This is a genomic window from Serratia sp. OLAL2, assembly GCF_002752475.1.
Classification (GTDB): Bacteria; Pseudomonadota; Gammaproteobacteria; order Enterobacterales; family Enterobacteriaceae; genus Serratia; species Serratia bockelmannii.
In genome coordinates, this window is sequence record NZ_MSTL01000017.1 from 97,470 (window position 1) to 111,189 (window position 13,720).

Below are 13,720 nucleotides of genomic sequence, written 5' to 3' on the forward strand. Positions count from 1 at the left end.
TTTACCCCACAGCCCCCATGCGGGGCTGTCGCTGACGCCCCTTAACTCTGACATGAGTGACAGTAACTAAAACGCCATGAGCGACGACCATTCACAAAGCAATGACAGCCCCAGTCCCAAGAAGGGGTTCTTTACTCTTATCCTTAACCAGCTGTTCCACGGCGAGCCCAAAAACCGTGGCGATCTGGTCGAGCTGATCCGTGATTCCGAACAAAACGACCTGATCGATCCCGATACCCGCGACATGCTGGAAGGCGTGATGGATATCGCCGAACAGCGCGTGCGCGACATCATGATCCCCCGCTCCCAGATGGTGACGCTCAAGCGCAACCAGACGCTGGAAGAGTGCCTGGACGTGATTATCGACTCCGCCCACTCGCGCTTCCCGGTGATCAGCGAAGATAAAGATCACATCGAAGGCATCCTGATGGCCAAGGATCTGCTGCCGTTCATGCGCGCAGACTCCGAGCCGTTCAGCATCGACAAAGTGCTGCGTACCGCGGTGGTGGTGCCGGAAAGCAAGCGCGTCGACCGGATGCTGAAAGAGTTTCGTTCCCAGCGCTATCACATGGCGATTGTCATTGACGAATTCGGCGGCGTGTCCGGCCTGGTCACCATCGAAGATATCCTAGAGCTGATCGTCGGCGAGATTGAAGACGAATACGACGACGAAGACGATCTGGATATCCGCCAGCTCAGCCGCCACATGTACACCGTGCGCGCGCTGGCGCCGATCGAAGACTTCAACGACGCCTTCGGCACCCATTTCAGCGACGACGAGGTCGATACCATCGGCGGTCTGGTGATGCAGGCCTTCGGCCACCTGCCGGCGCGCGGGGAAACCATTGAAATCGAAGGTTACCTATTTAAAGTTGCCATGGCAGACAGTCGACGTATCATCCAGGTTCATGTAAAAATTCCGGACGACTCTCCACCACCGAAACTGGAAGATTAAATCCAACATGGCTAAAGCCTCATTACTTGAACGCCAGTGGGTTCGCGCCCTGCTGGCGCTGTTGTCAGGTGCCGGCGGGACGCTGGCGTTCTCGCCCTACGATTTTTGGCCCGCGGCCATCGTCTCCCTGTTCGGCCTGCTGGCCGTTACCCTCAATCGCACCACCAAACAGTCTGCCCTGCTCGGCTTTGTCTGGGGCTTCGGGTTGTTCGGCAGCGGGATCAACTGGGTGTATGTCAGCATCGCCGATTTCGGCGGCATGCCCTTCGCCGTCAACATCTTCCTGGTGGCGCTGCTCGCCGCTTACCTGTCGCTGTATACCGGGCTGTTCGCCGGGCTGCTGACGCGCCTGTGGCCGGCCACCCGCTGGTGGAGGCTGGCCATCGCCGCGCCGGTGCTGTGGCAGGTGACCGAATTCCTGCGCGGCTGGGTGCTGACCGGCTTCCCGTGGCTGCAGTTCGGCTATAGCCAGATCAACGGCCCGCTGAAGGGCATCGCGCCGCTGCTGGGCGTCGACGCCATCACCTTTGTGCTGATGGCCATCGCCGGCCTGCTGGTGTACGCCGTCAATCAGCGCCGTCTCTCGGCAGCCGTGATTGCCGCCGCGCTGCTGCTGTTGCCGTGGCCGCTGCGCCAGCTGCAGTGGTTTACCCCGCAGCCGGAGAAAGCGGTGAACGTCGCCATGGTGCAAGGCAACATCGCTCAATCGATGAAATGGGATCCGAAAGCGCTGGTCAGCACGCTGCAAACCTATCTGGACGAAACCCGTCCCTACATGGGCAAGGCGCCGATCGTCATCTGGCCGGAATCCGCCATTCCGGATTATGAAGCCAATCAGAACGGCTTCCTGACGATGATGGACGACCTGATGCGGGCGAAGAACAGCAGCCTGATCACCGGCATCGTCGACGTGCGTGCTACGCCGCAGGGCCAGCAAATCTACAACAGTGCCATCGTGCTCGGTGAACCGACGCCGTACAGTTACCCGGCCAACGATCGCTACAACAAGCACCACCTGGTACCGTTCGGCGAGTTCGTGCCGCTCGAGACGCTGCTGCGGCCCCTGGCGCCGTTCTTCGACCTGCCGATGTCCTCCTTCAGCCGCGGCGACTACGTACAACCGCAGCTCAGCGTACGCGGCTACAACCTGACGGCGGCCATCTGCTACGAAATCGTGTTGGGCCAGCAGGTGCGCGATAACTTCCGCCCGGACACCAACTTCCTGCTGACCATCTCCAACGATGCCTGGTTCGGCCACTCCATCGGCCCGTGGCAGCACTTCCAGATGGCACGCATGCGGGCGCTGGAGCTCGGCCGACCGCTGCTGCGCAGCACCAATAACGGCGTCACCGCCGCGGTGGACGCGAATGGCGAGGTGATCGCCGAGATCCCGCAGTTCACCCGTCAGGTACTCGAAGTGAAAGTCACGCCGACCACCGGCTTCACGCCTTATGCGCGCTTCGGCGCCACGCCGCTGTGGGTGATGACCCTGTTGCTGGGCGGCTGGGCGCTGATATTGGGCCTGCGCCGCAAATAGCCCTCTTCGTCGGGGCGCACCCGCTGCGCCCCGCTTTCCCGTCAAATCTTCCCTCAGTCAGAAAACGCCGTTAAATCAACGCGGCTGGCACACTCCTTGCTTTTATCTATGGCGACATCGCGCGCCGGTTTACTTTTGCTGACGTTTTGTCGCACCTGCGCACATTTTGGGTGCATTGAACGCACCGCACGGGTGCGCCGACGTTTTGTTGCATTGATTTGGTGCGCGCGGCGTCTCAAAAAATGAAACATTTTAGTTTCAAGGTGTTCACAATCGGTTATTTTTTAACAGCGTTCAGTTCATAAGACTATCTTTATAACTTGAGCAATAAACAGTCGATTTAACCTGACGCTCTTTAGTCAGAGCCACAACAACAGTAAAGGAGTTGGACCATGCAAATGCGTAAACTGGCGTTATCGTTACTGCTGCTCGGTGCGGCAGGTAGCGTGGCGCAAGCGGAAGACCTGACCGGTACGCTGAAGAAAATCAAAGACAATGGCGTGATCGTTGTCGGCCACCGCGAATCGTCAGTGCCGTTCTCCTACTACGACAACCAACAAAAAGTTGTGGGCTACTCTCAGGACTACTCCAACCAAATCGTTGAAGCCGTTAAGAAAAAGCTGAATGCACCGAATCTGCAGGTGAAAATGCTGCCGATTACCTCGCAGAACCGCATCCCGCTGCTGCAAAACGGCACCTATGATTTCGAGTGCGGCTCCACCACCAATAACCTCGAGCGCCAGAAACAGGCCGCCTTCTCCGACACCATTTTCGTGGTCGGCACCCGCTTGCTGGTGAAAAAAGGCTCCGACATCAAAGACTTTAAAGACCTGGCCGGCAAACCGGTGGTGGTCACCTCCGGCACCACCTCTGAAGTGCTGCTGAACAAGCTGAACGACAGCGGCAAGATGAACATGCGCATCATCAGCGCCAAAGACCACGGCGACTCCTTCCGCACTCTGGAAAGCGGCCGCGCGGTGGCCTTTATGATGGACGACGCCCTGCTGGCGGGCGAGCGCGCCAAGGCCAAGAAGCCGGATCAGTGGGAAATCATCGGCACACCGCAGTCGAAAGAAGCCTACGGCTGCATGCTGCGTAAAGACGATCCTGCGTTCAAGAAACTGGTCGATGACACCATCGCCCAGGCGCAAACCTCCGGCGAAGCGGCCAAGTGGTTTGATAAATGGTTCAAGCAGCCGATTCCACCGAAAAACCTCAACATGAACTTCGAACTGTCGGACGACATGAAGCAGCTGTTCAAAGAACCTAACGACAAGGCATTGAACTAAATAGAATGACAGCCGGGGCGGCCGCCAGGCCAAACCGGCCCAGTTGATGACTGGGACAGACAGGTATGAGGGGGGCCGTTCCCCTCCCTCATTTTCCCCAAGGCGCATCACCGACATCCGCACACAATAAGCCAGCCAGACTGGCCGCGCGGCGATCGGCGCTCATCAAGTCATCAATCTTCGGCGCTCTGCGCCCGTTTACCGGAGTTTGTTATGTCAATAGATTGGAACTGGGGTATCTTCCTGCAGCAGGCCCCGTTTGGGAACACCACTTACCTCGGCTGGATCTGGTCCGGCTTTCAGGTCACGGTGGCCCTCTCCGTCTGTGCATGGATTATCGCTTTCTTCGTCGGTTCGCTGTTCGGTATCTTGCGTACCGTACCCAACCGCTTTCTTTCCGCCCTCGGCACCTGTTACGTCGAACTGTTCCGCAACGTGCCGCTAATCGTGCAATTCTTTACCTGGTATCTGGTGATCCCCGAGCTGCTGCCGGCCAATATCGGCACCTGGTTTAAAAGCGAGCTGGATCCCAACGTGCAGTTCTTCGTCTCTTCCATGCTTTGCCTGGGATTGTTTACCGCCGCCCGCGTTTGCGAACAGGTGCGCGCCGCCATCCAGTCCCTGCCGCGCGGCCAGAAAGCGGCCGGGCTGGCGATGGGCCTGACGCTGCCGCAAACCTACCGCTACGTGTTGCTGCCGAACGCCTACCGGGTGATCGTGCCGCCGATGACCTCGGAGATGCTCAACCTGGTCAAAAACTCCGCCATCGCCTCTACCATCGGGCTGGTGGACATGGCCGCGCAGGCCGGCAAGCTGTTGGATTACTCCGCACACGCCTATGAATCCTTTACCGCCATCACGCTGGCTTATATCGGCATCAACGCCGTTATCATGCTGTTTATGCGTCTGGTCGAAAAGAAAGTGCAGTTGCCTGGCAACCTGGGGAGTAAATAATGTACGAATTTGACTGGGCGTCGATCGTCCCAAGCTTCCCGTTTCTGCTGCAGGGCATGGTAATCACGCTGAAGATCACCGTGACCGCCATCGTGGTCGGCATTCTGTGGGGTACCGTGCTGGCGGTGATGCGCCTGTCGCCGTTCAAACCGATCAGCTGGTTCGCCACCCTGTACGTCAACCTGTTCCGCTCGGTGCCGCTGGTGATGGTGCTGCTGTGGTTCTACCTGGTGGTTCCAAGCTTATTACAACAGGTTCTAGGCTTATCGCCGAAAACCGATATTCGCCTGATCTCGGCTATGGTAGCCTTTTCCCTGTTTGAAGCGGCCTATTACTCGGAAATCATCCGCGCCGGCATCATCAGCATCTCGCGCGGCCAATCCTCCGCCGCGCTGGCGCTGGGCATGACCCATTGGCAATCCATGCGGCTGGTGATCCTGCCGCAGGCGTTCCGCGCCATGGTGCCGCTGCTGCTGACCCAGGGCATCGTGCTGTTCCAGGATACCTCGCTGGTTTACGTACTGAGCCTGGCCGACTTCTTCCGCACCGCGTCGACCATCGGCGAACGCGACGGCACCCAGGTTGAAATGATCCTGTTCGCCGGCTTTGTCTATTTTGTTATCAGCCTCGCCGCCTCGGCGCTGGTAAGCTATTTGAAGAAAAGGACTGTTTGATGATATCCCTGAAAAATGTTTCTAAGTGGTACGGTCACTTTCAGGTGTTGACCGATTGCACCACCGAAGTGAAAAAAGGCGAAGTGGTCGTCGTCTGCGGTCCTTCAGGTTCCGGCAAGTCCACCCTGATCAAAACCGTCAACGGCCTCGAGCCGATCCAGCAGGGCAATATCCTGGTGAACGGCACGCCGGTCAACGACAAGAAAACCAACCTGGCGCAGCTGCGTGCCAAGGTTGGCATGGTGTTCCAACACTTTGAGCTGTTCCCGCACCTGTCTATCATCGACAACCTGACGCTGGCGCAGGTGAAAGTGCTCAAGCGCGACAAATCCGCCTCACGCGAGAAGGGTCTGAAGCTGCTGGAGCGCGTCGGCCTCTCCGCCCATGCCAACAAGTTCCCCGGTCAGCTGTCCGGCGGCCAGCAGCAGCGCGTCGCCATCGCCCGTGCGCTGTGCATGGATCCTATCGCCATGCTGTTCGATGAGCCGACCTCTGCGCTCGATCCGGAAATGATCAACGAAGTGCTGGACGTGATGGTCGAACTGGCGAACGAAGGCATGACCATGATGGTGGTAACCCACGAAATGGGCTTCGCCCGCAAGGTGGCGAATCGAGTGATCTTTATGGACGAAGGCAAAATCGTCGAAGACCGCAACAAAGACGATTTCTTCAACAACCCCGAGTCCGATCGCGCCAAGGATTTTCTGGCCAAGATCCTGCACTAAACGCTCTGCCTATGCGCCCCGCCAGGGGCGCATCTTTTCCCCCGGCACTAAAAGCGCTTGTTTCTCCCCGGTTTTGATCCGATGCTCGCTGGATAACAAACAGAGGAGAAAGAACATGCCCCGCCCTATTATCATCGATTGCGATCCCGGCCTCGACGACGCCATCGCGCTGGCTATGGCGCTGCGTTCGTCAGAACTGGACATCAAAGCCATCACCACCTCCGCCGGCAACCAGACGCCGGAGAAAACCCTGCATAACGCGCTGGGCCTGTTGACCCTGATGCAGCGCGAGGACATACCGGTCGCCGCCGGCGCCAGCGGCCCGCTCATGCGCGAACTGGTGATCGCCGACTATGTCCACGGCAAAACCGGCATGGGCAACACCCACCTGCCGACGCCGACAATCAAACCCGATCCCCGCGGCGCCGTCGAGCTGATCGCCGACTTGCTGCGCGCCAGCCCGCAGCCGATAACCCTGGTGGTGACCGGCCCGATGACCAATATCGCCCTGCTGCTGGCCCAGCATGCCGAGCTGAAAAGCCATATCGAACGCATCGTATTCATGGGCGGCGGTATGAACGCCGGCAATACTACGCCTGTCGCGGAGTTCAACATCTTCGTCGATCCCGAAGCCGCCGAAATGGTGCTGAAATCCGGGGTGCCGCTGACCATGGCCGGGCTGAACGTCACCCATCAAGCGCTGGTGTTGCCGCAGGATATCGAGCGCATTCGCCAGATAGACAATCCGGTCGCGCAGGCGGTCGCGGAGATGCTCGATTTTTACCTGCCGCTGTACCTCAGCCATCCGCGCGGCCTGCCCGGCGCTGCGATGCACGATCCCTGCACCATCGCCTGGCTGCTGGCGCCGCAGCTGTTCACCGGCCTAGAACGCTGGGTCGGTGTGGAGACCAAAGGGGAATACACCGTCGGCATGACGGTGGTGGACTATTTCCAGCAAACCGGCAACGCGGCCAACGTGGAAGTGCTGACCGGCATCAACCGCGAGGGTTTTATCGATCTGCTGGCCGAGCGCCTGGCGCGTTATTGATCCCATCGGGGCGCGCTCGCGCCCCTCCTTCAACTTTTTTGATTTAACTCAGCGAATTTTTGCGCTATCACTGTTGATGGCTTGCCTCTACCATGCGTTTACACCGACTGACATCGTCACCGATTAAACTTCGCCTGGAGATAAGCCAATGAGCCGCGTACTGGTCCTGAAATCAAGTATTCTGGGTGAATATTCCCAGTCTGGAAAATTAGTCGATTTTTTTGTTGAACAATGGCATGAAGCTCACCCAGAAGACACGTTCACCGTGCGCGACTTGGCTAACCCAACGCTGCCGGAGCTGGATGGCGAAGTGATGGCTGGCTTTACCGCCGGCGACAACCCGCTGACGCCGCATCAGCAGAGCACCCTGGCGCTGTCCGATGAGCTGATTGCCGAGCTGAAGTCGCACGACACGCTGATCATCAGCGCCCCGATGTACAACTCCAACATCCCGACGCAGCTGAAAATCTACTTCGATCTGATCGCCCGCGCCGGTCAGACGTTCCGCTACACCTCCGCCGGTGCCGAAGGGCTGGTGACGGGCAAGAAAGCGATCGTCATCTCCAGCCGCGGCGGCATCCACGCCGACACGCCGACGGATCTGATCACGCCGTACGTGAAGCTGTTCCTGGGCTTTATCGGCATCACCGACGTTGAATTCGTGCTGGCGGAGGGCTTCGCCTACGGCCCGGAAGCGGCGGAGAAAGCCGCCCAGGACAGCCGCGTCGCGGTCGCGCAGAAAATCCCGGCCGGCGTCGCCGTACCGGCCAGCGCACCGGCGCAGGCGCAAGCCGCCCCAGCAGCCGTCAGCGGCGGTTTCCTGAGCAACCTGCTGAAGAAACTGTTCCGTTAAACGCCGGCCTTAGTGTTCCCCGCCCTGGCGGGGAACGTCATCAAGGCTCAAACGGCCGACGCTGGAACTGGTCGTGACCGCATTTCGGGCAAAGCGGCAGCACCTCCGGCGTGTAAAACGCCAGATGGTAGTGACACTGCTCGCACACCAGATTGCCCAACCCCACCACTTCACCGCTGTGGTAAACGCCATGGTGGCTGACATCCTTGAACACCTCGCGCCACTCCAGCTGGGTTTTGTCGGTGATATCCGCCAGTTCCTGCCACAGGCTCTCTTTGATCACCCGCATAAACACGCTGTCGGTAAACTCGTCCCGGCTTTCCTGATAGCTGCGGGCGAACTCTTCCAGATCGCGCCGCACCGCCTGCGTCACCTGCCGCACCTCGTCGCGGGTCAGATCTTCGGCCTCGTTCAACCGCCGCTCCGCGCTGGCCACCAGTTCGTCGATATCGCGTTCACCGTTTTTCAGGCGTTCGGTCAGTGATGCCACCAATTCGCGGTAATACTGAGCAACCTTGTTCATAGACTCTCCTCGATAAACGCTGCGCCGGGCTTGGCTGTAGGGATACCCCTACTTATTTTAGCCGTAAATGACTGATGTCACTTGGCAAGACGCGGGATCCGCAGGTTGTGAGCCGCGTCATGGCGGCGTTTTTTTTAAATGCGCCGAGTCAGGCGCTTGGAGTTGTTGCCGAGAGGTCTTATCAGCTATGCTATGCGGATCTACGAATACTAAATGTTCATTGCGTTGCCTCTGACCGGGGCAACGGTTTACACCTACAGGACCACCGGCCGCCATGCAAGAGCAATACCGTCCAGAAGACATAGAATCGAACGTACAGCTTCACTGGCAAGAGAAGCAGACTTTCAAAGTTACCGAAGACGACAGCAAGGAAAAGTACTACTGCCTATCCATGCTGCCTTACCCGTCCGGCCGACTGCACATGGGCCACGTTCGTAACTACACTATCGGCGACGTGATCTCGCGCTATCAGCGCATGCTGGGTAAAAACGTACTGCAGCCGATCGGCTGGGATGCGTTCGGCCTGCCGGCGGAAGGTGCGGCGGTGAAAAACAACACCGCACCGGCCCCGTGGACCTACGACAACATCGAATACATGAAGAACCAGCTGAAACTGCTGGGCTTCGGCTACGACTGGGATCGCGAAATCGCTACCTGCCAGCCGGAATACTACCGCTGGGAACAGTGGTTCTTCACCAAGCTGTATGAAAAAGGCCTGGTCTACAAGAAGACCTCGGCGGTGAACTGGTGTCCGCACGATCTGACCGTGCTGGCCAACGAACAGGTTATCGACGGCTGCTGCTGGCGCTGCGACACCAAGGTCGAGCGTAAAGAGATCCCGCAGTGGTTCATCAAAATCACCGCTTACGCCGATCAGCTGCTGAACGATCTGGACACGCTGGAAAGCTGGCCGGAGCAGGTGAAAACCATGCAGCGCAACTGGATTGGCCGCTCCGAAGGCGTGGAAATCACCTTCGACGTGGCGGACAGCGAAGAGAAGCTGACGGTTTACACCACCCGTCCCGACACCTTCATGGGCGCCACCTACGTGGCGGTCGCCGCGGGCCACCCGCTGGCGCAACAGGGCGCGCGCAACAATCCGGCGCTGACCGACTTCATCGACGAATGCCGCAACACCAAAGTGGCCGAAGCCGAAATGGCGACGATGGAGAAGAAAGGCATGCCAACCGGCCTGTTCGTTGTCCACCCGCTGAGCGGCGAGAAGCTGCCGGTGTGGGTCGCCAACTTCGTGCTGATGGAATACGGCACCGGCGCCGTGATGGCGGTACCGGCGCACGACCAGCGCGACTGGGAATTCGCCACCAAATACGATTTGCCGATCAAACCGGTGATCCTGAACCTCGACGGCAGCCAACCTGACGTGAGCGCCGAAGCGATGACCGACAAAGGCGCGCTGTTCAACTCCGGCGAGTTTGACGGTCTGGACAACGAAGCCGGCTTTAACGCCATCGCCGACAAACTGGTCGCCAAGGGCGTGGGCCAGCGCAAGGTCAACTACCGTCTGCGCGACTGGGGCGTCTCCCGTCAGCGTTACTGGGGCGCGCCAATCCCGATGGTGACGCTGGAAGACGGCACCGTGATGCCGACGCCGGAAGATCAGCTGCCGGTGATCCTGCCGGAAGACGTGGTCATGGACGGCATCACCAGCCCGATCAAGGCCGACCCTGAGTGGGCGAAGACCACCGTTGACGGCCAGCCGGCGCTGCGTGAAACCGACACCTTCGACACCTTTATGGAGTCTTCCTGGTACTACGCGCGCTATACCTGCCCGCAGTACGACCAGGGCATGCTGGATCCGGCCGCCGCCAACTACTGGCTGCCGGTCGATCAATATATCGGCGGTATCGAACACGCCATCATGCACCTGATGTACTTCCGCTTCTTCCACAAGCTGATGCGCGATGCGGGCCTGGTGGATTCCGACGAGCCGGCCAAGCGCCTGCTGTGTCAGGGCATGGTGCTGGCCGACGCCTTCTACTACACCGGCAACAGCGGCGAGCGCGTCTGGGTATCTCCGGTTGACGCCACGGTCGAGCGCGACGACAAGGGCCGCATCATCAAGGCCACCGATCCGCAAGGCCGTGAACTGGTCTATGCTGGCATGAGCAAAATGTCGAAGTCGAAGAACAACGGCATCGACCCGCAGGAAATGGTGGAAAAATACGGCGCGGACACCGTGCGTCTGTTCATGATGTTCGCTTCACCGGCAGAAATGACGCTGGAGTGGCAGGAATCCGGCGTAGAAGGGGCTAACCGCTTCCTGAAACGCGTATGGAAACTGGCCTACGATCACGTGGCAAAAGGCGCGGTACAGCCGCTGGACGTGGCGGCGCTGAACGAAGATCAGAAAGCGCTGCGCCGCGATCTGCACAAAACCATCGCCAAGGTGACCGACGATGTCGGCCGCCGTCAGACCTTCAACACCGCGATCGCCGCCGTGATGGAGCTGATGAACAAGCTGGCCCGCGCGCCGCAGGAGAGCGAGCAGGATCGCGCGCTGCTGCAGGAAGCGCTGCTGGCCGTGGTTCGCATGCTGTATCCGTTCACCCCGCACGTGTGCTTCACCCTGTGGCAGTCGCTGGGCGGCGAAGGCGACGTGGACACCGCGCCATGGCCGGTTGCCGACGAACAGGCGATGGTCGAGGACTCCAAGCTGGTGGTGGTGCAGGTGAACGGCAAGGTTCGCGCTAAAATCACCGTATCTGCCGATGCGACCGAAGAGCAAGTGCGCGCGCGCGCTGCCGAAGAGCATCTGGTGGCTAAATATCTGGACGGCGTCACGATTCGCAAAGTGATCTACGTTCCGGGCAAACTGCTTAACCTGGTTGTGGGTTAACACAAGGAGGAGTTGTGCGACAACGTATTCTGACGCTGTTGCTGGGGTTGGCGGTGCTGGTCACCGCCGGCTGCGGTTTTCACCTGCGTGGCACCACGCAGGTGCCTAATGAAATGAAAACGCTGATCCTGGACAGTTCGGATCCTTACGGACCATTGACGCGCGCGGTGCGTGAGCAGCTGCGTTTGAACGCCGTGACCATCGTCAGCGATCCGAAGCGTAAAGACGTGCCTTCCTTGCGCATCCTCGGCGCGACGGAAAGCCAGGATACCGCCTCGATCTTCCAGGACGGTAAAACCGCCGAGTACCAGCTGGTGCTGACCGTGCAGGCGCAGGTGCTGCTCCCGGGCCACGACCTGTATCCGCTGTCGGTGAAAGTGTTCCGTTCGTTCTTCGACAACCCGCTGACCGCGCTGGCCAAAGACTCCGAGCAGGAGATCATTCGCCAGGAAATGCGTGAGCAGGCGGCGCAACAGCTGGTGCGCAAACTGCTGACCGTGCACGCGGCGGAAGAAGAAAACCGGCAGAAAGCCGCTGCCGTCGGCGAACGAGCGGCAAGCCAAACCGCACAATGATCCGCATTTATCCGGAACAACTTGCCGCGCAGCTCCGAGAGGGGCTGCGCGCTTGTTATTTATTGAGCGGCAATGAACCGCTACTGCTGCAGGAAAGCCAGGATCTGCTCCGGCAGGCTGCGCAACAGCAGCAGTTCAGCGAGCACTACAGCATTTCCCTCGACGCCCATACCGACTGGGACGCCATCTTCGGCATCTGCCAGGCGATGAGCCTGTTCGCCAGCCGCCAGACGCTGCTGCTGATCTTCCCGGAAAACGGCCCGACGGCGCCGATCGGCGAACAGCTGACCAAGCTTGCCACGCTGCTGCACGAGGATATTCTGCTGATCCTGCGCGGCCCGCGCCTCACCAAAGCGCAGGAAAACAGCGCCTGGTTCAAGGCGCTCAGCCCACACGGCGCCCTCGTCAGTTGCCAGACGCCGGAACAGGCACAGCTGCCGCGCTGGGTCGCCACGCGCGCCAAGGCGATGAAGCTGGAATTGGACGACGCGGCCAATCAGCTGTTGTGCTACTGCTACGAAGGCAACCTGCTGGCGCTGTCGCAGGCGCTGGAGCGGCTGTCGCTGCTGCACCCGGACGGCAAACTCACGCTGCCGCGCGTCGAACAGGCGGTGAACGACGCCGCCCACTTCACGCCGTTCCACTGGCTGGATGCCCTGCTGGCCGGCAAAAGCAAGCGCGCCTGGCATATCTTGCAGCAGCTGCAGCAAGAGGACGTGGAGCCGGTTATCCTGCTGCGCACCTTACAGCGCGAACTGCTGCTGTTGCTGACGCTGCAGCGCCGCATGGCGTCCGCGCCGCTGCGCACGCTGTTCGATCAGCACAAGGTTTGGCAGAACCGCCGCCCGCTGGTGACCCAGGCGCTGCAACGCCTGTCCGGCGCCCAGCTGCAGCAAGCGGTACAGCTGCTGACGCAAATCGAGCTGACCCTCAAGCAGGACTATGGCCAGTCGGTCTGGCCGGAACTGGAAACCCTGTCGATGCTGCTGTGCGGCAAACCCCTGGCCACGAGTTTTACCGATGCCCACTAATCCGGAACACCCCACCGTTTTGCACGCGCTGTTCGGCGGCACCTTTGACCCTATCCACTATGGCCACCTGCGGCCGGTGGAGGCGTTGGCCGCCGAAGTGGGCCTGAATCGCGTCACGCTGCTGCCTAACCACGTGCCGCCGCACCGCCCGCAGCCGGAGGCCAATGCGCAGCAACGCCTGAAGATGGTCGAGCTGGCGATCGCCGGCAACCCGCTGTTTGCGGTCGACGATCGCGAACTGCACCGCACCACCCCCTCCTACACCATCGAGACGTTGGAAACGATTCGTAAAGAGCGTGGCGCCGCCCAGCCACTGGCGTTTATTATTGGCCAGGACTCGCTGCTGACATTGCATAAATGGCATCGCTGGCAGGCGCTGTTGGACGTCTGCCACCTGCTGGTGCTGGCGCGCCCGGGCTATAACGATCGCATGGACACACCGGAACTGCAGCAGTGGCTGGAACGTCATCGCACCGCCGATCCGGCGCAGCTCAGCCGCCGCCCGCACGGCCATATCTATCTGGCAGATACGCCGGAGCTGGAAATTTCCGCCACCGAGATCCGCCAGCGCCGCCATCAGGGCCTCAACTGCGACGACCTGCTGCCACGCCCGGTGCAGCGCTATATCGAGTTGCAGGGTTTATATCGCTAGCGAAAGGTGCGTGATATACTGCGCCGCTATTTTTCAGGTATCCGCTG

At 59.9% G+C, this 13,720-nt stretch carries 13 protein-coding genes; 12 read left to right on the top strand and 1 reads right to left on the bottom strand.

Going from position 1 to position 13,720, the window contains the following annotated elements; all coding sequences use genetic code 11:
* Window positions 1-76 precede the first annotated feature (76 nt).
* The 8 genes from corC (at window position 77) to BVU99_RS12125 (ending at window position 8,035) form a co-directional block, all read left to right on the top strand.
* Complete coding sequence (corC, locus tag BVU99_RS12090; protein WP_025301851.1) at window positions 77-955, top strand: CNNM family magnesium/cobalt transport protein CorC; 879 nt, start codon at window positions 77-79, stop codon at window positions 953-955.
* A 7-nt stretch (window positions 956-962) separates the two neighbouring features.
* Window positions 963-2,492 carry an apolipoprotein N-acyltransferase gene (gene lnt / locus BVU99_RS12095; RefSeq protein WP_043135765.1) on the top strand — a complete coding sequence of 510 codons (1,530 nt, stop codon included), beginning with the start codon at window positions 963-965 and terminating at the stop codon, window positions 2,490-2,492.
* 392 nt (window positions 2,493-2,884) lie between these two features.
* Complete coding sequence (locus tag BVU99_RS12100; protein ID WP_099816689.1) at window positions 2,885-3,781, top strand: amino acid ABC transporter substrate-binding protein; 897 nt, start codon at window positions 2,885-2,887, stop codon at window positions 3,779-3,781.
* Between the two features lie 213 nt (window positions 3,782-3,994).
* Entirely contained in the window at window positions 3,995-4,735 is a 741-nt protein-coding gene (locus BVU99_RS12105) for an amino acid ABC transporter permease (RefSeq protein WP_019454074.1), read from the top strand.
* The gene (gene gltK, locus BVU99_RS12110; RefSeq protein ID WP_025301848.1) at window positions 4,735-5,409 is read left to right on the top strand and encodes a glutamate/aspartate ABC transporter permease GltK; all 675 of its coding nucleotides are present in this window, start codon (window positions 4,735-4,737) and stop codon (window positions 5,407-5,409) included. The genes BVU99_RS12105 and gltK overlap by 1 nt, the downstream gene beginning before the upstream one ends.
* Window positions 5,409-6,134 (top strand): amino acid ABC transporter ATP-binding protein, encoded by a 726-nt coding sequence (locus BVU99_RS12115; RefSeq protein ID WP_025301847.1) that lies wholly within the window; start codon window positions 5,409-5,411, stop codon window positions 6,132-6,134. Before gltK ends, BVU99_RS12115 begins: the two co-directional genes overlap by 1 nt.
* 115 nt (window positions 6,135-6,249) lie before the next feature.
* Window positions 6,250-7,182: a pyrimidine-specific ribonucleoside hydrolase RihA gene (gene rihA, locus BVU99_RS12120; RefSeq protein ID WP_099816688.1), complete on the top strand. Its 933-nt coding sequence runs from the start codon at window positions 6,250-6,252 to the stop codon at window positions 7,180-7,182.
* Between the two features lie 148 nt (window positions 7,183-7,330).
* A complete protein-coding gene (locus BVU99_RS12125; RefSeq protein ID WP_099816687.1) occupies window positions 7,331-8,035 on the top strand; it encodes an FMN-dependent NADH-azoreductase in 705 nt (234 codons plus the stop codon).
* 40 nt (window positions 8,036-8,075) lie between these two features.
* Here the strand turns inward: BVU99_RS12125 and BVU99_RS12130 are convergent, their stop codons facing one another.
* Complete coding sequence (locus BVU99_RS12130) at window positions 8,076-8,558, bottom strand: zinc ribbon-containing protein (RefSeq protein ID WP_025301844.1); 483 nt, start codon at window positions 8,556-8,558, stop codon at window positions 8,076-8,078.
* A gap of 274 nt (window positions 8,559-8,832) precedes the next feature.
* On the opposite strand from BVU99_RS12130, the gene leuS reads away from it, so the two are divergent.
* Genes leuS through nadD form a run of 4 tightly spaced genes read left to right on the top strand, consistent with a single transcriptional unit; the run spans window position 8,833 to window position 13,673 of the window.
* Window positions 8,833-11,415 carry a leucine--tRNA ligase gene (gene leuS, locus BVU99_RS12135; RefSeq protein WP_043135757.1) on the top strand — a complete coding sequence of 861 codons (2,583 nt, stop codon included), beginning with the start codon at window positions 8,833-8,835 and terminating at the stop codon, window positions 11,413-11,415.
* 14 nt (window positions 11,416-11,429) lie between these two features.
* Window positions 11,430-11,990 (top strand): LPS assembly lipoprotein LptE, encoded by a 561-nt coding sequence (lptE, locus tag BVU99_RS12140; protein WP_099816686.1) that lies wholly within the window; start codon window positions 11,430-11,432, stop codon window positions 11,988-11,990.
* Complete coding sequence (holA, locus tag BVU99_RS12145) at window positions 11,987-13,021, top strand: DNA polymerase III subunit delta (protein WP_033651150.1); 1,035 nt, start codon at window positions 11,987-11,989, stop codon at window positions 13,019-13,021. The genes lptE and holA overlap by 4 nt, the downstream gene beginning before the upstream one ends.
* On the top strand, window positions 13,011-13,673 hold the full coding sequence (gene nadD / locus BVU99_RS12150) for a nicotinate-nucleotide adenylyltransferase (protein ID WP_099816685.1): 663 nt from the start codon (window positions 13,011-13,013) through the stop codon (window positions 13,671-13,673). The genes holA and nadD overlap by 11 nt, the downstream gene beginning before the upstream one ends.
* Window positions 13,674-13,720: the final 47 nt, after the last annotated feature.